Here is a 20,879-nt window from a genome sequence, read left to right as displayed (position 1 = left end):
GCCTTGACAGACAAGGCAGACACCTTCTTTTGTACGACTGTATCATCCGTTGTCTGCATAATACAGCAGACGTTCAGCACCATGACAATACAGACTAAATAATATTATACCATAGTTTCCACCGTTACGATAGGGTAAATATACGTTTTCACCGTGCCAGCCAATGGCCGGCACGCAGATCATCAAGGCGCTGATGTAAACGCCGTTCATCATAAAACACTTCTTCCAGGCACAAGCCCTGGGCAGGTGCCGTAGCCCCCAGCTGATTTCTATCCCTGCTTTCCAATATTTCCCGAAAGCGTACAGGCGTCAGCCGGTGAAGTCCTAAATCAACCAGTCCGCCGGCAATATTGCGTACCATATGATAGAGGAATCCATCACCCAGGACATCTATATGGACGATGGCCCCCTCTTTTTCCACAAGGACAGCATACATGGTTTTTACGGGATTCATAGGCGTCGTATTTTTTCCCTCGAAAGCTGAGAAATCGTGAGTTCCCAGCAGTATTTCTGCCCCCTGGCGCATAGCGTCCAGATCAAGGGCGTTGCGGATGAACCAGGCGTAGCGGAGGCGGAACGGATCGTGTATACGGCTGTTGACAACCGTATACCGGTAATGTTTGCCTACGTTATCATGGCGCACACTGAAGTGTTCCGGCATTTCCCTGGCCGAAAGGACGGCAATTTGAAGAGGCAGATACCCTTTCATGGCATAAGGGATCTTTTCTACGGGAATCGTTCCTTCGCCATAAAAATTGACAACCTGCCCCCGGGCATGTACGCCCGCATCAGTACGGGCCGCGCCATACACCGTAATAGGAGAAGAAAAAATCTGCGATAATCCCTGTTCCAGATGCCATTGTATGGAAGAGGCATTCGTCTGGCGCTGAAAACCGTGAAAGTCCGTGCCATCATAGGCGACGATGAGACAGATGTTTTTTTTCATACAAACCACCGCATAACCACTAAAACAGCTGTCAGACCTATCACTATGACCATGGCAATGCTGTCGCGGAAGGTATATGCCAGTTCGTGCATACGCGTCCGCCCTTCCCCGCCACGGTAACACCGGGCTTCCATCGCCGTAGCCAGATCGTCAGCCCTTCGGAAAGCACTGACAAACAAAGGTACCAGAAGGGGTATCATATTTCTGCCCCGCTGCATGATACTGCCGCTGGTAAAGTTAGCACCACGCGCCGTCTGAGCTTTCATGATGCGGTCCGTTTCTTCCAGAAGAGTCGGTATAAAACGCAGGGCAATGGTCATCATCATCGCCAGTTCATGAGCTGGCACGCCGATGCGCCGGAAAGGGTTCAGCAGATGTTCGATTCCATCGGTGAGGACGATGGGCGATGTCGTATACGTAAGCAGGGAAGAGAACACAATCAGATAAATAAGCCGTGCCGTCATAAGCGCGCCCTGGCGGATTCCTTCCCAGGTAATATGCAGGATGCCCCATTGCCAGATGACCGTACCGGGTGTCGTAAAGACATGGATCCCCATAGTCAGGATGATGATGACCCATAGCGGTTTCAGTGACTTCAATATAAGCTTTAATGGCAGATGGGAAATAAAAAAGCATGCCAGGATAAATACCGTTATCAAACCGTACGCCGGGAGCGATTCCGCCAGAAAAATAGCTACAATAACAATCAGCGTCGCTATGATCTTGCAGCGCGGATCCAGCTGGTGGAGAAAAGAAGTACCAGGAAAATACTGTCCCAGCGTAATATCTTTAAGCATGGTCTTTCCCCCTTATACATTGAAAAATGGAATCAGCAGCTTCTTCTACCGTATGCACCCGGTCCTCGAGTGGCAGGCCTCGTTGTTTCAGATATTGCATCACTTCCGTCACCGGTGGCACGGAAACGCCGGCACGGTGGAGCGTTTCCTGTTCCGTAGCAAAAACAGACAGAGGTTCCCCATCAATACAGATTTTTCCCTGGGAAAGGACGATGAGGCGGCTTGCCATGCGGGATATGTCGTCCATATTGTGAGAAACGAGGATTACGGTAATATTCTTTTCCCGGTGCCAGCGCTGAATTTCCGCAAAAATTTCCCGCCGTCCTGCCGGGTCCAGTCCGGCCGACGGTTCATCCAGGATGAGATACTGTGGATGGATGGCAATGACGCCGGCAATGGCGACACGGCGCATCTGACCACCGCTCAGGCGGAACGGCGACCGGTCGGCATAGGCTTGGTAATCCAGGCCGACAAATTCCATCGCTTCCCTGACCCGTTCTTCTATTTCATCGTCATTAAGGCCGAAATTACGGGGACCAAAGGCGATGTCTCTGGCTATGGTTTCTTCAAAGAGCTGATATTCCGGATACTGGAAAACCATGCCCACTTTATGGCGCATCTGCATGGCTTCCTTTGTTTTCTGGCTGATGTCCGTGCCATCGACGGTAACCGTACCCTGCGTAGGCTGCAAAAGACCATTTAAAAGCTGGACCAGTGTCGATTTACCCGATCCCGTATGCCCGATAATACCGACAAACTCACCCGATTTGATTTCCAGACTCACGTCATGCAGGGCCGTTTTTTCAAACGGCGACCCCAGGCCGTACGTATGCGTAACATGTTCCAGCTTTATTGACATAATGCGTCTCCCAATTCTTCCTTGCTGATAATACTCCCTTCAATGGGGATTCCCTTTCTGCGCAGGCGGGCAGCCAGTTCTGCCGGTACAGGCACATCCAGCCCTAGTTCCAGCAGTTCATCGACATGAGTAAATACCTCGCGGGGCGTGCCATCCATTTTGACTTCTCCGTGGTGGATGACGATGACCCGGCCAGCCTGTACGGCTTCTTCCATAAAATGTGTAATAATGATGACCGTAATGCCTTCCTGGTTCAGCTGGCGGATGGTGTCCATGACTTCCTTCCGCCCCACAGGATCCAGCATGGCTGTCGGTTCATCCAGGACGATACAGCGAGACTGCATCGCCAGGATGCCTGCAATGGCCACCCGCTGTTTCTGGCCGCCGCTCAGAAGATGGGGGCCATGCTTAGCAAAAGCTGTCATGCGGACTCTGGCCAGGGCGTCACTGACACGCTGGCGGATTTCTTCCGGCGGGACACCCAGATTTTCCGGTCCAAAAGCAACATCCTCTTCTACGACGGCCGCGACGATCTGATTGTCAGGATTCTGAAAAACCATGCCCACGTTCTGGCGGATTTTCCACAAATTGGCCGGATCATCGGTCCGCATCCCCAGGACTTCACACGTTCCTTCCGTCGGTACGAGCAAGACGTTGAAATGCTTGGCTAATGTCGATTTTCCCGAGCCGTTCGTACCGATGACAGCGACGAATTCGCCGGGCTGTATTTCCAAAGAAATATCCTTCAGGGCATAGACGGTCTGCCCGTTTTCATCCTCATAGGTATGACTCATATGATCGAGTTTAATCATAGGTGTACTCATGTACCTGTCTCCTTACACGTGAATATATCCGCACCTATTATACAGGGTTTAAGCGTCCTTGTAAATCAGAACAGACGGCTTCCTGTCTGGTAGACAATAAAAGTCAGCACCCAGGCTACGGCAATCTGGAATACGACAGAAAGGGCCGTCCATTTCCAGCTGTGTGATTCAGCATGGATGGTGGCAATCGTCGCCGCACAGGGGATATAGAGCAGGGAAAACAACATCATACAGTACGCGTTAAGTTCTGTGAACCCCATCTGTCCCATGCTGGCCGCCAGAGTAGCCAGTGCCGTTGTAGAATTAATATTGACGCCATCGAAGAGTACGGCAAAGCTGGAAACGACAACTTCCTTGGCCGAAATACCGGCAAGGAGCGCCAGGGAAATCTGCCAGTATCCCAGACCAATCGGCGCAAAGAACGGCACCAGTCCCCGTCCGAGGATTGCCCCGAAACTGTGGGCCATGTCACCATAACCGGAAGGCCCGAAATTGAGGATGAACCACATGAGGATAGATGCGGCAAAAATTATCGTACCCGCACGGCTCAGATAATCTTTGACTTTTTCCTTTACGGAAATCATTACGGTGCGGCTGCTGGGCCGCTTGTATTCCGGTAATTCAATGAGCAGGGCATTATCTGCCTGCTGCCGGTGGAACAGATTCAGCAGCAGCAGGCAGATGAGTGCTACTACAATACCGATGAGGTACATCGAATAGGCAACGACCATGGCATGTTCCGGAAAGAACATGCCCGAAAATAAAATATAAATGGGCAGGCGGGCACTGCAGGACATAAAAGGCGTGACCAGCATGGTACGATAGCGGTCGGTCTTATTTTCCAGAGCCCGCGATGCCATGATAGCCGGTACACTGCAGCCGAATCCCAGGATCATGGGAATGAATGCCCGGCCAGAAAGGCCCAGATGATTCATGATGTCATTCATGATAAATGCCACCCGCGACATGTATCCACTGTCTTCCAGGACAGCCAGCGTAACAAATAAAATACAGATATTAGGCAGAAATGTCAGGATGCCGCCTACGCCGGCAATGATGCCATCACATACAAGAGAGATGAGCATCTCATCTGCCCCGAGGGACAGCAGGCCGTCTGTCGCATAGACCGACAGGATATCGATAGCCGACTCAAAATAATCCCGAAGCATATCACCGATAAAAAAGGTCAGGAAAAACACGACGCCCATGACGAAGAGGAAAATCGGGATACTGAGCCATCGGTTTGTCAGAATATGATCGGCATAGTCCGTCGCGGCTGCCCGTTTTGCCTGATTGACGACGACTTCCTGGATAATTTCTTCAATAAAACTGTATTTCTGATTAATAATGTCCGTTTCATAACTGCGGTCTACTACCCGTTCTATCCCTTCCAGCGGGAATTTTTTTGTAATTTCCGGGTCTTGTTCCAGCAGTTTCAGTGCATGCCAACGGTAATTAAAAAGGTCCGGATAGGCACTCTTCAACATATTCTGCAATTGGTCGATTTTATCTTCCAGCCCGTCGCTATACACCATGGCAAAATCCTGATGATGATTGTGCTTGTGATGTGTTTCATCGGAATGATTATGAATCAGCCGGTCGGGATGTACGTGGTCCTTATGGTGGATAGCCGCATGCAGCAGGACGCTGAGTCCCCTCCGCTTCAGCGCGGAAACGGGAATGACTGGCACGCCCAGCATCTCCGGCAGGCGGTGCAGGTCAATTTCCATACCACGTTTTTCGACAATATCCATCATGTTGAGCGCTACTACGACAGGCCTCCCCAGTTCGAGCAGCTGCAAAGTCAGATAGAGATTTCGTTCCAACGCCGATGCATCGACGACATCGATGATGACATCGACGTCATCACTTAAGATAAAATTCCGCGATACCTGTTCTTCCATCGTATAAGAAGTCAGACTGTACGTCCCCGGTAAATCGACGAGATGGATATGAACGCCGTGGGAGTCGATGGCCCCTTCCACTTTTTCGACAGTGACGCCCGGCCAGTTCGCCACTTTCAGATTTGCTCCTGTATAGGCATTGAACAAGGTCGTCTTGCCACAATTCGGATTACCGATAAAGGCGACAGTCATCCCCTCGGTCGGCTCTGCACCCGTATGTTCCATTCCCTGGGGAATATGCTTTCCCCTTTCTTTTTTTCCCAATCCCAGCATAGTGTCAGCTCCTTACTACAATGCAGGACGAAATGCCCCTGCCAATAGCCAGCCGCGTATTGCGTACTTTGATGATCATCGTGCCGCCATTTTTATTGTTCAGGACATCGACGGGTGTACTGACTATCATTCCCAGCGCCTGCAGACGTTTTTCAATTCTCGGCGCCAGGTTCAACGTTTCTACAATATACGTATGTCCTGCTATTCCCTGATCTAGCGTCATACTATTCCCCCCCTTACCGGGACCGTTCCGGACCGTACGCATTGTCACCTTCTGTTCCCCGTACGGTGAAAAAGGCCAGGAAACAAACGGCTGTAATGGACTGGACAGCTGTCCCCAGCGTATCCAGTGCCAGGATGGGAGCTACATAACTGCCTAAATAGCAAAAGTACGGAATGATAAAAAGAGCTCCTCCTTTATTCATATCATGACAACGCCTCCATCCCAGTGACAACTGGGACCAGACGGTCGGAATGGTCAATACGATGAGCAGAATGCCAAATCCCCAGGCAAAATCAATGCGATGGATAATAATCGATTCTACGATTTTACTATAGAGAATGAATGTAAACATAAACTGCGCCACGATAAGCAGCAATGTCCGCATAATGAAAGGTCGTCGGGCAATGCGTCCCTGAAAGGCAAAATATTTTTCTTTCAGTTCCTGGCCATTGCGGAATCCCAGAATGCTGTCTTCCGATCCCATTCCGACGGGCATTTCCAGACCTTTATGGATACGCGCCGACTGGTGGGACCGCTTTTCTAACTTCAATTTCTTGCGGGACATGTGTATACCTCCTGTATAACCGCTTATAATGCAACTGATGATAGCTGTTTTCTTCTAAATGGTATCATATTCTGTGCCTGCACTCAAATATTTTCCACAAATCTATGTTATAATATAGCAACAACACGAAAGGAGAACGGCGATGAACAATCATATGATAACAAATTTAACCGGTTCAGATGGCTATTTCACTTTTAATTTTTTCTGCGAATCTATTGTATCTTCCCTCCATACGGTCATTCACCTCATGGAAGATGAACAGATAACGGCACCGGAAAAGCTCTCCGAACTCCCCGGACTGCTTGCAAAAATAGGGGAAGACCTCACCCAGGGATATGAAAAGCAAGAAATCGATATGGACCGGTTCAAAGACAATATTCTCGATTTTTACGATGCCGCCTTTGCCGCCAATGATGAACTGGCCCCTCTCATACTGAAAGGCAGCGATCATCTGCGCTACTATTATTACGTCTACGCCCAGGGAGTCAATATCATGCTGCGCACTCTGCTGGAAAATATCGTCCGCGATATCCCCAAAAATGTCGATCCCCGTCCCTATATTACAGACATTATGACTGATTTTACGAAACAGCTGGCAAATCACCCGTAAAAAACACCGGATTCCTCCTTATCCAGGACGAATCCGGTGTTTTTTACCTATTATCCATCAATTCAGCACAAAGAAATGAAGGAACGACACCAGTGCGACGACAAAGCGGTAATAGGCAAAGGATGCCAGTGTCGATTTATTCAGGAATTTCAAGAACCACAGGACGGACACGTAGGCTACAATAAAAGCCGTTACAAATCCGATGGCAATCATGACCAGGTCATTGCCACTGAGATAAGATAAGCTCTTCAGTAAGTCATAAAAACAGGCTACGATCATGACCGGGACAGCAATGATAAAAGAAAAATCAGCTGCCGCTTTCCGGCTCATGCCCAGGAACAAGCCTCCGGCAATGGTCGAACCAGAACGGGAAAAGCCAGGCCAGAGAGCCAGCATCTGAAATGCTCCGACGAGGAATGCCTGAACGATAGTCATCTTTTCTACATCTTTGCAGCGCACCTTCATGTGAGCCTTTTCCGCAGCCAGCATGAACAGGCCTCCGATAATCAGACCGATAATAACCGTACCTGCAGAAAAGAGATATGTCTTAATGGCATGATGGGCCAGATAGCCGATACCCATGACAGGGACAATACCGGCTGCCACATGGGCCAGTGTAAGTCCCGTATCGGTGCGGAACCAATTTTCCCGGCGGAATAAGTTCCAACAGCGATACTGATATAACATGCGGATAAACTTTTCCTTGTAAATGATGAGCACAGAAAGAATCGCACCAAGCTGGATAAACACTTCAAACACGCTGGCCCGGGGACCGTCAAATCCCAGCCAGTCACCGACAAGAATCATATGACCGGTGGAAGATACAGGCAGATATTCTGTAAAGCCTTCGACAATGCCGAGGATGACGGCAATCATATAATCGTTCATTGATATAACTCCTTTGTCATAAATCCATGAGTGGTCAGAAAACAAAACCTTTCACACGCATAGAAAAAATTATATCACACACCTTGACAGAAAGATAGAGAAATCCGTAAACATGTCCGGACCAAATGGATATCCGGCAAAACATAACAGGAGCTGCAACGAAATGAATCGTCTTCACTTCGTTGCAGCTCCTGTTATGTTCATGCTTATAAAATGGCAGCTTACATCCTGCCACCTACAGGCCAGACCTTCTTCTGGTCCGCCTTAATCAAGACTCATGACGTGATTCGGGTCTTCAATCGTAAATTTAGCGTATTTCGGATCGCCTTTGTGTTCAAAATACAGAGTGTTACCTTCAAGATGACCGCGCCAGCTGACGATAATCGGGCATTCGCGGCTCAATTTCTTCAGCATTTCAATAGGATTCAAATTTAAAATCGGCGCAAATAAGAACCCGACGTTATCAATCATTACGACACGGGCATTCAGTCTGTGGATAGCTTCGGAAATAAGGGAAATCGCCTTTTCCGGCCGGTCTGCACGGGGAATTTCAAGAAATTCATCATCAAAGAGGTCTTTGGCTTCGCAAATCTTCCAGCCATCCTGGAAGGTCAGTTCACGAATCAGTTTGCTCTTGCCTGAACCAGGTCCGCCGATAATGATGAGAAGTTTTTCTTCTTCCTGTGCAATGTACTTCCACCGTTTCAAAACATCTGCATCTGTAACCATGGATATCACCTTCATCTGCAATTATTATTTATATTTATTATACTGGATGCGGGCCTTGTAAGTAAAGCATTTTTCCTATTTATTTTATTAAGTTTAGAAACGGCTTGTAAAATACGGCGTTTTCTACTTCAAACCATAGCGTTCCATGGGGTCCTGGATATTTTTAATGGGTTCGCTGATGAGCAGGACATCATCGACGTAATCCGTCTGATGCTTACTGATGAACACGAGGGAAACGCCTTTTTGGAATGGACTGTCATAATAATAGGCATCGACAAATTGCTCCCCTGCCGGTCCTTTTTCTATACGGCTGGGTTCACCATAAAGGGAAAATATCGTTGAGAGGCGGTATCCCAGAGTGGCTCCGCGGCCGGTATAACTGCTATTCGTAAGGAGAAATACTTTCTTTACCATATTATGCCGGTCTACTTCGACGCCATACGTACCGTACAGCCAGAATTTACCCCCGCTGCGTTTGACCAGATTGGTCCACATATTATATTTATTGGCTACAAACGGTTCGTTGACACCATATCCCACGAGAGTAAAATCTCTTGGTGTCCAGCCGCCGATTTTTTCCAGAGGCCGCCCTTCAATATACGGCGGTCTGGGCGGCAACAGGGCAACACGGGCCACTTTACGTTCCCCGATGGCAAAGACCAGGACATGATCCTTTCCTGGGTTTTCATAAACGAAATAATAGACATTGGCATCGGCATCGCGCAATACTTGCAAAGGACGTCCGTATTTGCGTACCAGGAGTTCTGCCGGGTGGCCGAGATGAATCCCCGGCCCGATATAGACATCCGGCCCCTCAGCCAGTGTGACAGAATCGACACCGGGGTGGACTGCCTTCCGGCCGGCCGCCGCTTCTTTCAAAATCTGAGGCGTATCATTGCGCAGGCGTACCGTCATGTCCAGGTCCTTGCGGTTATATTTCAGTTCTGTATAATGGGCACTCTGGGCATATTTCGTCGGGCTGCCAAAAATACGTTTTACTTTTTGCAGAGAATCTCCGGCATGAAGGCCGTTAAAGGCAAAATCAGCTTCACTTAACGTCCGGTCTTGTGTGACTTCATCTACGACGAGTCCGTCATGATCTGCAACGGATTTTCCGTCTTTTTCCTGCTGATCCGACGTTTTTCCCGGGCGTTCTGTCTGATTTTTCAGATCTTGTTTTTTGTCCTTCTGCTGCTCTGCCGGCTGTACCGGTACCGAAGCAGGGACAAACAAAGGTATTTCCCCGGACAAGGTAGTTTCCTGTGCCGGCATCTCTGCCGCCAGGGCCGGTGATGAGGCCATCAGACCCAGGCACAGAAGGGTTGCCAGAACACGCAGCGAATACTTCATCATGCGCCCTCCTTTCAAAACGTGATATAGTAAAAACACCCTTCGATGTGGTTCAAAGGGTGTTTTTAACATTATTTCTGTTCCGGACGGCTCAGTGGGAATAAGAGGACGTCGCGGATAGAGGCACTGTTCGTCAGGAACATGACGAGACGGTCAATTCCGATACCCAGACCACCCGTCGGTGGCAGGCCATATTCCAGAGCGCGGCAGTAATCTTCATCCATCTGATGAGCTTCGTCATCGCCCCGTTCCCGTTCCTTCATCTGTTCGATAAAGCGGTTCCGCTGGTCAATGGGATCGTTTAATTCAGAAAAGCCATTTGCCAGTTCCCGGCCATAAATAAACCCTTCAAAACGGTATGTCAGGAGTGGGTTTTCGCGGTCCTGTTTGGTGAGCGGAGAAATTTCCAACGGATGTCCCGTAATGATGGTCGGCTGAATCAGGTTTTCTTCTACAAATGCTTCGAAGAAAGCATTGATGATTTTGCCAACGCCATCGTACTGACCATATTCGACATGATGTTCATCAGCCATCTTGCGCGCCACTCCGATATCCGTAACGCCTTCAAAATCGGCTCCACTGTATTTCTTGACCGCTTCTATCATCGTCATCCGGTCCCAGGGAGGAGTCAGGTCGATTTCTTTATCAATATAAGTCAGTTTCATCGTTCCATAGAGCATCTGTGCCAGTTTGGAAACCATATCTTCTGTAATGAAAATGACATCTTCCAGGTCACCATAAGCCTGATACAATTCGACGGTTGTAAATTCCGGATTATGACGGGTATCAATTCCTTCATTGCGGAAGCAGCGGTTCATTTCATAGACCCGTTCCAGTCCGCCGACGAGGAGTCGTTTCAGATGCAGTTCCGGGGCAATACGCAGATAAATGTCCATATCCAGCGCATTGTGATGAGTTTTGAACGGTCGGGCTGCAGCACCGCCGGCAATAGTATGGAGCATCGGCGTTTCGACTTCCAGGAAATGACGGTCGTCGAGATATTTACGGATTCCCTTTATGATCTGGGAGCGCTTGATAAACGTATCTTTGACTTCCGGATTGACAATCAGGTCCAGGTAACGCTGGCGATACCGCGTTTCTTTATCGGTCAGGCCATGGAATTTTTCCGGCAGCGGGCGCAGAGATTTGGAAAGGAGCGTCCATTTTTCGACGCGGATTGTCGTTTCTCCCGTGTGAGTCGTAAAGACAGGGCCTTCTACGCCGACAATATCACCAATATCGAGCAGTTTGAATAAATCGTAGGACTGTTCACCCAATACATCCTTGCGGAAATAAAGCTGGATTTCCCCGGTAATATCACGGAGCACGCAGAATGCCGTCTTGCCATGGCGGCGGATTGCCATCAGGCGTCCGGCAACGCTGACAAATGTCTGATCTTTTTCCAGTTGTTCTGCCTGTTCTTTGACGTCCTGGGCATGATGATCCCAGTTATATTTCTGACCGAAGGGATAAATGCCCGCATCGATAAATTGCTGCATTTTTTCGCGGCGGACCTTCATCTGGTCATTTAACTTTTCTTCTTCAATCGGTGCTGTATTCTGTTTCGTATCAGCCATAATTATTGGTTCCTCCTAAGTTGTTTATTCTGCATCGGGCGGTAAAATACGGTATTTCAATTCACCTGCCGGTGCTTTGACGGTAACAACAGCCGGATTGGATGCACTGATCCGCTGTCCCAGAATAGCCGAACCTACCGGAGATTCATTGGAAATTCTATTATTGAACGGATCCGCTTCGGCTGTGCCGACTACGGTATAATCAAAGCGGTCCCCCGTTTCTACGTCTTCCAGAATAACTTTGGAGCCCAGGCGTACTTTCGCGCTGCTGTCTTCCGTTTCTTCAATGATTTTTGCCGTACGGATTTTTGCTTCCAATTCGGCAATGTGCCCTTCGACCAGGGCCTGTTCGTTTTTTGCATCATCATATTCTGAGTTTTCACTCAAATCGCCCAGGGCGATAGCTTCCTGGATACGTTTCGATACCTTGATACGGCGGACAGATTTTAATTCATTTAATTCGTCTTTTAACTTCTGCAGACCTTCCTGGGTAATCAGCGTTTCGTTAGCCATGTTATTACTCCTTTGTATTGGATACTTAAATTACAAACAGATACACAAGGCATCGCCCTGTCTATCTGTTATTTTTACCGTAACTTTAATTATATGCATATACGTGCCTGGTGTCAATGTTCTTCCTTTTCCAGCAATGTCCTGATGAGGGACTCAAAAACAGCCGTACTTTCTGCCCTGTTGAGCCGTTCCCGTATGGCTGCCGACCCGTACAATCCTTTCGTGTACCAGGCTGCATGGGAACGCATTTCCCTGAGAGCTGTATAATCGCCCTTATAGGCCCGCAGGGCCTGGAAATGCTCCAGCATCTGCCGGTACCGTTCAGCCGGTGACGGCGGGGACTGTATGGTTCCCGATTCCAGATAAGCCCGTATCTGTGGAAAAATCCAGGGATTTCCCTGGGCTCCCCTGCCGACCATGATGGCCTGGCACCCTGTCTCATCGAACATCCGCGCAGCCGACGGTCCATCGATAATGTCCCCGTTGCCAATGACCGGGATGGATACAGCCCGGACGACGGCAGCGATTTTTTTCAAATCGGCCTTCCCGCTATAAAACTGCTCTCTCGTCCTGCCATGGACCGTAACGGCAGCCGCCCCGGCCGCTTCCGCCCGTTTTGCCAGTTCCGGAGCCGTAAATTCCTCCTCATTCCACCCCGTACGCATTTTAACCGTAACGGGAATGGATACAGCCTGGACGACGGCACGGATAATCGCTTCCGCCCGGGGAAGATCTCTCATGAGAGCCGCTCCTTCGCCATTGGTCACTACTTTTTTTACAGGACATCCCATGTTGATATCGATTATATCGGCACCCGCTTCTTCTACCGAAGCTGCCGCCTTTGCCATCGTATGAGGGTCGGCCCCAAAAATCTGCATGGATACCGGATGTTCTTCCGGCGCTATGCGCAGCATGTCCTGCGTATGTACATTATGATACAGCAGCCCCTTGTCGCTGACCATTTCCGTACAAACCAAAGCCGCGCCATAGCGATGAGCAATGACGCGGTACGGTAAATCACAGACACCAGCCATCGGAGCTAGTATCACAGGCGCAGAAAGCCGCACAGTGCCGATATAAAACGGCTTAGCGGTTGCGTTCATAGATAATTCTCAATCCTTCCAAGGTAAGCATGGGTTCGACAAGATCAATGGATTTCGTCGCCGGGGCAATAATGACGGCCAGTCCTCCCGTTGCGACGACACGGGCATTGCTCCCCAGTTCACGGCGCATCCGTGATACGATGCCATCCACCTGGCCCACAAAGCCATAATACACGCCTGCCTGCATACTTTCTACTGTATTGCGGCAGATAACCCGCTCTGTGCGCCGCACTTCGATACGGGGCAGCAGAGCCGTGCGCTGTACGAGTGCATCTGTCGAAATGCCGATACCCGGACAGATGGACCCGCCCAGATAATCTCCTTTCTTATCGACGGCACAGAACGTAGTAGCCGTACCAAAATCAATGATGATTACCGGACCACCATATAATTCATACGCTGCAACAGCGTTGACGATGCGGTCGGCTCCCACCTCACGGGGATTGTCATATTTTATATCCATGCCAGTCCGGATGCCCGGGCCGATGATAAGCGGCGCAATGCCAAAATAACGCTGGCACATCCGTTCCAAAGTCGGCATGACAGAAGGCACGACGGAAGAAATAATGATAGCGTCGATTTCTTCCGAATTCACATGATTTAAATAGAAAAGATTGCGCACGAGCACGCCGTATTCATCGGTCGTGCGCAGACGATCTGTCGAAATACGCCAATGATCGAGAAGTGTCTTATCATCAAAGATCCCGAGCACAATATTGGTATTGCCTACATCAATAACTAATAGCATGGTTTGATCCACCTCTGTATTCGATTCGATACAACAGACGGCAGATGAAATAACCGTCTCTGTCACTGTATCACACTTCCTATATGATAACAGAGTTTACCATAAAAAGACAGAGCACGTACCATAAAAATTATGAAAAATTGCCTTTACGCCTGAATCGGGCGGACGCGGACATCGCCGGCCAGGACCCGTTCTACTCCGCTATCAGTCCGGACCAGCAGATTTCCACTGTCATCCAGGTCAAAAGCCACACCGGAAAACGTGCGGTCCGGCATGACGACTTCTACTTCTTTACCAAGCATGCAGGATAATTTCTTCCATTCTTCTAATATGGGAGAAAATCCTTCTTTTTCCGCTTCAAAATAGTAACGTTCCAAGTCACAGAAAACATCCCGCAGCAGCTTTGTCCTGTTTACCGGTATATTTTCCATGGCAAAACTGGTTACTGTCTTTTTCAGATCCCGGGGCAGCATTTTTTTCGTAATGCCCGTATTGATGCCGATGCCTATGATCAAATAATTGATTTTTTCCATAGAAGCGTTGAGTTCCGTCAGAATACCGACAATCTTTTTATCATGCACCAGAATATCGTTGGGCCATTTAATTCCGCATTCCAGTCCCTGCTGGCGCAGAGCATGAGTGATCGCCACGGCAGCGAGAAGAGTCATCTTCGATACTTCCATAGGCAGGAAAGGAGGGCGCAGGATAAGCGAAAACCATAGTCCCTGGGCAAAAGGCGATAAAAAGGAACGATTCAGCCGTCCCCGGCCGCCGCTCTGTTCTTCTGCCACGACAACCGTACCTTCTTCCGCCCCTTCATTGGCCAGTTTTTTGGCCAATGAATTGGTCGAATCTGTTTTTTCGTAATAAACCAGATTCTGGCCAATGACTTTAGTCGGCAGTCCTTGTGTAACGGCATCAGGATGCAGGAGTTCCGGTGCTTCCTTCAGGCAATACCCTTTTTTTGTAAATGATTCTATGACATATCCGCGCTGTTTCAGGACGCGGATATGCTTCCAGACAGCGGTGCGGGATATGCCGAACATATCTGATATTTTTTGTCCTGATACAAATTCACCTTTATGTTCCAGTAAATAATCCAAGATATCCTGTCTCAAATTCGTTCCTCCTTTCCCCTGTCCGATACAGCGGGGATGCAACCCAGTTTTATTTCCTACTGCAATTGTAGCATAATAGTTTTTACTGTCAATACCATAAAATTACGTAATCGATAAAACTTTAAGATATGTTAATAAACAAATCGCTCTAGCAATTTCTATAAAATAAAGCTGCAACTATAGCTGCAGCTTTATTTTATTTATTCATCTTTTTTATTCAGTGTATTTCCCCAGGGGCTGACTTCTACAGAACCAGACGGCGTTTCCGTTTTATTATCGTCTGGCTTGGAATCAGCCAGAGGTTCCGGTGCAGTCTGACCTGCTTCCTGTGTTTCTGTGCCTGCACTCTGGGCCGCATCTGTATCAGCCGTTTCCGGTTCAGGTGCATCCAGTGTACCGTATTCGACGAGGTTTTTTACCTGCACACTGTTGATTGTTTCTACTTCCATCAGCGCATTTGCCATGCTCTTCAGGGCATCGAGATGTTCCCGCAGGATGCGGAGTGTATCTGCATAGGCTTCGGAAACTATATCATGCATTTCCTTATCGATCAGTTCGGCTACGCGTTCACCGTAATTGCGTTCGTGGCCAAGGTTCTTACCCAGGAACACCTGTTCCTGCTGTTCCCCGAATACCATAGGCCCCAGCTTGCTGCTCATGCCCAGGCGGGTAATCATCTGGCGGACAATACGGGTAACGCTCTGAAGATCACCCGATGCACCGCTGCTGATTTCGTTGAATACAATCTGTTCTGCAGCCCGGCCACCCAGGGCGACGCGGATTTGAGCCAGATAGTATGACTTCGTTTCGTAAGACCGGTCTTCTTCCGGAAGCATCATCGTATATCCGCCCGCACGGCCGCGGGGAATAATCGTGACCTTATGGACCGGATCGGCATCAGGCAGCAGATAGGCAATGAGCGCATGGCCTGATTCATGTACAGCCGTAAGGCGTTTTTCCTTTTCGCTGATGACATGACTGCGCCGTTCCGGACCGAAGCATACTTTTTCACTGGCTTCTTCCAGTTCCGGCATATTGATGACTTTCTTATCCTGACGTGCGGCCAGGAGAGCCGCTTCATTGAGCAGGTTGCCCAGGTCGGCCCCGGTAAATCCCGGTGTCTTCTTGGCAATCGTTTCCAGATCGACGTCCTTACCCAACGGTTTCCCCTTGGCATGTACTTTCAGGATGGCAATCCGTCCCCGCAGATCCGGACGATCTACAGTAATTTGACGGTCAAACCGGCCCGGACGGAGTAATGCCGGGTCAAGGATATCCGGACGGTTCGTCGCGGCGATGGTAATAATTCCTTCATTGGCGCCAAACCCGTCCATCTCGACCAGCAGCTGATTCAGTGTCTGTTCCCGTTCATCATGTCCACCGCCGAGGCCAGCACCACGCTGACGGCCTACGGCATCGATTTCATCGATGAAGACGATGCAGGGGGCATTTTTCTTGGCCTGGGAAAACAGGTCACGTACACGGGACGCACCGACGCCGACGAACATTTCTACAAAGTCCGAACCGCTGATGCTGAAAAACGGCACGCCTGCTTCCCCGGCAACAGCACGGGCAAGCAGCGTCTTACCCGTCCCGGGAGGTCCGAAAAGAAGAACCCCTTTCGGAATCTTAGCACCGATATTGTTATATTTGCTCGGGTTGCGCAGGAACTCGACGATTTCTGACAACTCTTCCTTAGCTTCATCTTCACCGGCAACGTCTTTGAAGGAAACCTTGATTTTTCCTTCTCCATGCATTTTGGCATGACTTTTACCGAAATTCATGACCCGGCCGCCACCGCCCTGTGTCTGCTGCATGATGAAGAACCACACACCGATCAGGATCAGGATTGGCAACACGTTGCTAAGCATGCTCATCCACCAGGAAGGCTGTTCAGGCGGCTTGGCAATGATATTGACATCGGCATCCCGAAGTGCCGGCAGCAAGGCCGAATCAGTCGGTGCATAGGAAGTGAAGGACGTACCATCTTTCAACTGACCGACGATGGCATGATCATCCGTAATCTGTACAGCATCTACTTTCTTCTGCTGGACCTGATTCATGAAATTCGTATACGTGATTTCGGACTTGTCTGACTTATTAGTCGTAAAAGCATCTATGATGGAGACGGCAACGATAATAATAAGTAAGTAAAGGCTTACATTCCGCACAAATTTACTCAAAATACTGCTCCTTTCGCGCACGTTTTTATGAATATACAGGTTCATCCCTGCCGCAAGGAGAGAGAAGTAACCAAATATATTCTTATATTATCACACTTTAAGGAAAGCAACAACATTTTTTAATGACTGTACACTTCTTCTTTCAATATGCCAATATACGGCAGATTCCGATAGCGGCTGTTATAGTCCAGTCCATATCCTACGACAAAAGCGTCGGGGATTTCAAATCCATTATAATCGACAGGGATATCTACTTTCCGGCGCGACGGCTTGCTGAGCAGCGTCGCAATCTTTACGGAAGCGGCCCCCCGTTCCAGGAGAAGGGGTTTCAATTTGCTGAGCGTAACCCCCGTATCTATGATATCTTCGACGATGAGGATATCCCGGCCCCTGACATCACTGTCCAGGTCTTTACGGATCTTGACAAAGCCCGAAGAAGTCGTCGAAGCGCCATAACTGGAGCAGACCATGAAATCAAATTCAACAGGACCATCGATACAGCGGGCCAGATCGGTAAAGAATGTGACGGCCCCCTTTAAAATGCCACAAAGCAATATATTCTTCCCCTTATAGTCATTCGTTATCTGCGCGCCTAATTCGCGTACGCGGGCCTTGATCTGTTCTTCTGTAAATAAAACTTGCTTTACGTCACTATGCATGATTTTCCTCCTGAATATGAATCAATGATGCTGCCGCTTTTTAAATGCCCCCCGGGCAGCACGGGTAAAACACAATTGTTCTTTTGTCGTATATACACAGAGGCCCAGCCCTTCAAAGCAATGACCGGCACCTTTTGCAGCCAGCTGGCGGACGGTTTCCGTATAGTGGAATGGCACATCATGAAAACTTTGGAGCACACGGGAAAACAAATACCGGATAAGGCGTCGCTGCATAGCCAGTGGCTGTAACAGCAGGGCCTTCTTTTCGATACTGGCGCCCTTCTGGTCTTCCTGCACCAGGGAAGCAGCCCGTTGCTCCGTCTGGCGGGAAAGAAATTCCTCGTCGGCACCGGCCAGCACGGCCAGCCTGTTCAAATCGGCTATGACTGCCGGATTATATTTCTCCAGTTGTGGTATCAGTTCCAGGCGGATGCGGTTCCGCCCGTATTCCCGGCTCTGATTGGTTTCGTCTTCGCAGGGAACCAGTCCCCGTTCTTTAATATAATCTTCTATATCCCGCCGTGTCAAGGCCAGAAGGGGCCGGATGATGTCGCCATTTTTAGGTCGGATTCCGCCCAGGCCCTGAAGGCCGCTGCCGCGCAACAGGTGCTGCAACACCGTTTCGGCCTGATCGTTCTGCTGATGCGCTACAGCAATTGCCGAAGCTTGGCATCGTGCTGCACATTGCCGTAAAATGCGGTAGCGTTCCGTCCTTCCGGCCGTCTCCAGACTCTGATGCGTCACCGCCGCAACGTGGGGCACATCGACAAATTCCCACATAAAACCACAGCCCCGTTCTTCTGCCGCCTTCCGTACTACCGGAACCTCATCATCAGCCGCCCGGCGGATGCCGTGATGCACATAACACACGGTCAGCGTCAGATTCCACGCACGGCGCAGAGATGCCAGCACATCAAGCAGGGTCAGCGAGTCCGGCCCGCCGGAACAGGCAATGAGCAGGTGATCACCCGGCAGGAACAGCTGTTCATGCCGGCAGAATGACTCTACTTTATCCCGGAGGCGGCCGGCCGTGGACTTCATCGGTTCCGCCAGGCCGCATCCTGGAACGCCTGGCTGTAAAAAATACCTTCCATGAGATCTTTTTCACTGATCTGGATTTCCGGAATATCATAATGGCAAAGGCACGAACGGGCTATAAGCAGACCGGGCAGGATGATATCGCTGCGCCGTGGCTGCAGTCCTTTTATATGACGCCGTTCCTCCGGCGTCATACGTTTCAGTGTGTCAATCCAGCCTGACAGACAATCCCGGGTAATGACAGTGCCTTCTACCCGGTCCGCATCATAGGGATCCAGTCCCAGTTCCATAGCTGCCAGTGACGTAAGCGTGCCGCCCACGCCCAGCAGCCGGTCAGGAACAGCCGGTATGGGCAGCCACTGATTGCGGCAGCGCCGTTCCAGCGCGTCACATGCCGCCGGACCGGATACGTCCTGACAAAACCGCACGGCCCCCATGGGGTAACTATGCGACCAGAGGCTCCTTCCCTCTTTTCCCAGTGCCATTTCACTGCTGCCGCCCCCTATATCGAGGACTGCCACGACCATTCCGGGCAGCGCACTGCCTGCCGCTCCGCGATAGCTGAACGAGGCTTCTTCAAGCCCGCTGAGAATGCGGCAGTGCCAGCCAAAGCGGGCCCGTACTTCCGCCAGGAATGCCTGTCCGTCCGAAGCTTCCCGCACGGCACTCGTCGCTACGGCGCAAACGCACAGATCCGGGTACGCATCGTTCCACTGCCGCATAGCTTCCAGCGAGGCCTCTACTCCTTCGCTGGACAAACGGCCGGTCCTGGATACGTCTTTTCCCAGACGGGTCGTCGCTAATTCTTTTTTTGAAAAATGCCATTGTCCGTCCCGGTCTTTTTTTCCCCGCATGAAGCGGAGAGAATTTGATCCGATATCGATAACGGCATATACATCATGTTCCATAACTGCTCCTTTTCGCATAACAGGAAGAAACAAAAAGAGCATTCCCTGTCGGAATACTCTTTTCCCTCCATACCTTCCTGGATACGGAATTAATCAGCATGCCGGGCACCGCGGCCGCCGCGTTTCGATTCAGTATTGCGTTTCAGATCCATCAACCGTTCATCGCTTTCTTTCAAAAATCTGCTCAGCCGATCTTCAAAGGACAGAGACTGGGGAGCGCGGCGGTTCATGTCAAACCCGCCATTGTGGTGGTGAAATTCCCGCTTGGAATGAAACTCTTTCTTTTCCGGAGCCGGCTGTGTCCGCTTGATAGACAGGCCGATCTTCCCTTTTTCATCAATAGATAATACCTTGACATGTACCTTATCCTGAACTTTCAGGAAATCATGAACATCTTTTACATATTCATTTGCTACTTCAGAAATATGGACGAGACCAATTTTTTTATCCGGCAGTTCGACAAATGCACCGAACTTGGTTATTCCTGTAACAGTTCCTTCCAATACACTGCCTACTTCGATTGTCATGCTGCTAAGACATCCTCCTTTAACTATAGACACGCGTCGCAAATAGCGTTTACACACATTATACTAATAAACATTAAAAAATTCAATCGTAAATTATGCTTTCTACTGCCTTTCCGCCCCATCAGCGACGGTATGGGATTTCACCCGGCTTTGCCAGTCCGAACTGTTCCCGCGCCTGTCGCATGATTTCTTCCGGTGAAGACAGCCGGTCTTTTTCTTCATGCAGTTTCTGGTTTTCTTCAGTCAATTCCCGTTCCTGGTTGACCGTTATCGTCATATCCTGATGAATCTGCCATAACTCATATATCTTGGAACCGAGAAACAGGCCGCCAAAAATCAAAATAGCCACGACAATCCGCTTATAAGCAGACCAGCCCGCCTTTTTCCTGCGGCGGACGTTCCGTCTCCTGCCCTGCCCGGATAGGCGCGGTCGTCCTGTACGTTTCACCGTCATGTCTCAGCTCCTTTTCAGATTAAAAAAATCTTAACTTATAGTATACCTTGAAATGACTACAAGATAAAGCCTTTTCCCGATAT

The 20,879-nt window shown here is 49.6% G+C and carries 22 protein-coding genes; 1 reads left to right on the top strand and 21 read right to left on the bottom strand.

Going from position 1 to position 20,879, the window contains the following annotated elements:
- Positions 1 to 148: 148 nt before the first annotated feature.
- From truA to B2U90_RS08905, 7 genes are all read right to left on the bottom strand, one after another.
- Positions 149 to 946 carry a tRNA pseudouridine(38-40) synthase TruA gene (gene truA, locus B2U90_RS08935; protein WP_059076725.1) on the bottom strand — a complete coding sequence of 266 codons (798 nt, stop codon included), beginning with the start codon at positions 944 to 946 and terminating at the stop codon, positions 149 to 151.
- Entirely contained in the window at positions 943 to 1,743 is an 801-nt protein-coding gene (locus B2U90_RS08930; protein ID WP_059076724.1) for an energy-coupling factor transporter transmembrane component T family protein, read from the bottom strand. The genes truA and B2U90_RS08930 overlap by 4 nt, the downstream gene beginning before the upstream one ends.
- Positions 1,736 to 2,602: an energy-coupling factor transporter ATPase gene (locus tag B2U90_RS08925; RefSeq protein WP_292017610.1), complete on the bottom strand. Its 867-nt coding sequence runs from the start codon at positions 2,600 to 2,602 to the stop codon at positions 1,736 to 1,738. Before B2U90_RS08925 ends, B2U90_RS08930 begins: the two co-directional genes overlap by 8 nt.
- A complete protein-coding gene (locus tag B2U90_RS08920) occupies positions 2,593 to 3,426 on the bottom strand; it encodes an energy-coupling factor transporter ATPase (RefSeq protein ID WP_059076722.1) in 834 nt (277 codons plus the stop codon). Before B2U90_RS08920 ends, B2U90_RS08925 begins: the two co-directional genes overlap by 10 nt.
- 65 nt (positions 3,427 to 3,491) lie before the next feature.
- Complete coding sequence (feoB, locus tag B2U90_RS08915) at positions 3,492 to 5,522, bottom strand: ferrous iron transport protein B (RefSeq protein ID WP_113856514.1); 2,031 nt, start codon at positions 5,520 to 5,522, stop codon at positions 3,492 to 3,494.
- Positions 5,523 to 5,607: 85 nt separating this feature from the next.
- Positions 5,608 to 5,826, bottom strand: a complete 219-nt coding sequence (locus B2U90_RS08910) for a FeoA family protein (protein WP_292017609.1) — start codon at positions 5,824 to 5,826, stop codon at positions 5,608 to 5,610.
- A 13-nt stretch (positions 5,827 to 5,839) separates the two neighbouring features.
- Positions 5,840 to 6,391: a DUF805 domain-containing protein gene (locus B2U90_RS08905; protein WP_292017608.1), complete on the bottom strand. Its 552-nt coding sequence runs from the start codon at positions 6,389 to 6,391 to the stop codon at positions 5,840 to 5,842.
- A gap of 142 nt (positions 6,392 to 6,533) precedes the next feature.
- Here B2U90_RS08905 and B2U90_RS08900 point away from each other — a divergent pair, with 142 nt between their 5' ends.
- Positions 6,534 to 7,001, top strand: a complete 468-nt coding sequence (locus B2U90_RS08900; protein WP_292017607.1) for a hypothetical protein — start codon at positions 6,534 to 6,536, stop codon at positions 6,999 to 7,001.
- Between the two features lie 57 nt (positions 7,002 to 7,058).
- Here B2U90_RS08900 and B2U90_RS08895 read toward each other — a convergent pair whose 3' ends face one another.
- From B2U90_RS08895 to B2U90_RS08830, 14 genes are all read right to left on the bottom strand, one after another.
- Positions 7,059 to 7,889 (bottom strand): undecaprenyl-diphosphate phosphatase, encoded by an 831-nt coding sequence (locus B2U90_RS08895; RefSeq protein ID WP_059076718.1) that lies wholly within the window; start codon positions 7,887 to 7,889, stop codon positions 7,059 to 7,061.
- A 264-nt stretch (positions 7,890 to 8,153) separates the two neighbouring features.
- Positions 8,154 to 8,618 (bottom strand): BREX-3 system P-loop-containing protein BrxF, encoded by a 465-nt coding sequence (brxF, locus tag B2U90_RS08890; RefSeq protein WP_059076717.1) that lies wholly within the window; start codon positions 8,616 to 8,618, stop codon positions 8,154 to 8,156.
- Positions 8,619 to 8,741: 123 nt separating this feature from the next.
- Positions 8,742 to 9,971 (bottom strand): hypothetical protein, encoded by a 1,230-nt coding sequence (locus B2U90_RS08885; protein WP_234995382.1) that lies wholly within the window; start codon positions 9,969 to 9,971, stop codon positions 8,742 to 8,744.
- A gap of 68 nt (positions 9,972 to 10,039) precedes the next feature.
- The gene (gene lysS / locus B2U90_RS08880) at positions 10,040 to 11,545 is read right to left on the bottom strand and encodes a lysine--tRNA ligase (protein WP_075581984.1); all 1,506 of its coding nucleotides are present in this window, start codon (positions 11,543 to 11,545) and stop codon (positions 10,040 to 10,042) included.
- Between the two features lie 24 nt (positions 11,546 to 11,569).
- Positions 11,570 to 12,058: a transcription elongation factor GreA gene (gene greA, locus B2U90_RS08875; RefSeq protein ID WP_059076714.1), complete on the bottom strand. Its 489-nt coding sequence runs from the start codon at positions 12,056 to 12,058 to the stop codon at positions 11,570 to 11,572.
- Between the two features lie 113 nt (positions 12,059 to 12,171).
- Positions 12,172 to 13,161, bottom strand: coding sequence for a tRNA dihydrouridine synthase DusB (dusB, locus tag B2U90_RS08870; protein ID WP_075581983.1), 990 nt, complete (start codon positions 13,159 to 13,161; stop codon positions 12,172 to 12,174).
- Positions 13,145 to 13,909: a type III pantothenate kinase gene (locus B2U90_RS08865; RefSeq protein ID WP_059076712.1), complete on the bottom strand. Its 765-nt coding sequence runs from the start codon at positions 13,907 to 13,909 to the stop codon at positions 13,145 to 13,147. Before B2U90_RS08865 ends, dusB begins: the two co-directional genes overlap by 17 nt.
- Positions 13,910 to 14,055: 146 nt before the next feature.
- The gene (locus B2U90_RS08860; RefSeq protein WP_292017606.1) at positions 14,056 to 15,027 is read right to left on the bottom strand and encodes a biotin--[acetyl-CoA-carboxylase] ligase; all 972 of its coding nucleotides are present in this window, start codon (positions 15,025 to 15,027) and stop codon (positions 14,056 to 14,058) included.
- A gap of 200 nt (positions 15,028 to 15,227) precedes the next feature.
- A complete protein-coding gene (gene ftsH, locus B2U90_RS08855) occupies positions 15,228 to 17,210 on the bottom strand; it encodes an ATP-dependent zinc metalloprotease FtsH (protein WP_277345551.1) in 1,983 nt (660 codons plus the stop codon).
- A gap of 119 nt (positions 17,211 to 17,329) precedes the next feature.
- Complete coding sequence (gene hpt / locus B2U90_RS08850) at positions 17,330 to 17,869, bottom strand: hypoxanthine phosphoribosyltransferase (RefSeq protein ID WP_075581981.1); 540 nt, start codon at positions 17,867 to 17,869, stop codon at positions 17,330 to 17,332.
- 21 nt (positions 17,870 to 17,890) lie between these two features.
- Positions 17,891 to 18,910 (bottom strand): tRNA lysidine(34) synthetase TilS, encoded by a 1,020-nt coding sequence (gene tilS / locus B2U90_RS08845; RefSeq protein ID WP_113855426.1) that lies wholly within the window; start codon positions 18,908 to 18,910, stop codon positions 17,891 to 17,893.
- A complete protein-coding gene (locus B2U90_RS08840; RefSeq protein ID WP_170087274.1) occupies positions 18,907 to 19,815 on the bottom strand; it encodes a Ppx/GppA family phosphatase in 909 nt (302 codons plus the stop codon). Before B2U90_RS08840 ends, tilS begins: the two co-directional genes overlap by 4 nt.
- An 89-nt stretch (positions 19,816 to 19,904) precedes the next feature.
- On the bottom strand, positions 19,905 to 20,342 hold the full coding sequence (locus B2U90_RS08835) for a S1 domain-containing RNA-binding protein (protein WP_059076707.1): 438 nt from the start codon (positions 20,340 to 20,342) through the stop codon (positions 19,905 to 19,907).
- Positions 20,343 to 20,463: 121 nt separating this feature from the next.
- On the bottom strand, positions 20,464 to 20,796 hold the full coding sequence (locus tag B2U90_RS08830; protein WP_059076706.1) for an FtsB family cell division protein: 333 nt from the start codon (positions 20,794 to 20,796) through the stop codon (positions 20,464 to 20,466).
- Positions 20,797 to 20,879: the final 83 nt, after the last annotated feature.

Source organism: Megasphaera sp. UBA4233, from assembly GCF_002395615.1.
GTDB classification, from domain to species: Bacteria; Bacillota; Negativicutes; order Veillonellales; family Megasphaeraceae; genus Megasphaera; species Megasphaera hexanoica.
The sequence above is the reverse complement of the archived record's forward strand: the minus strand, read 5'-3'. Positions and strand labels throughout refer to the sequence as shown.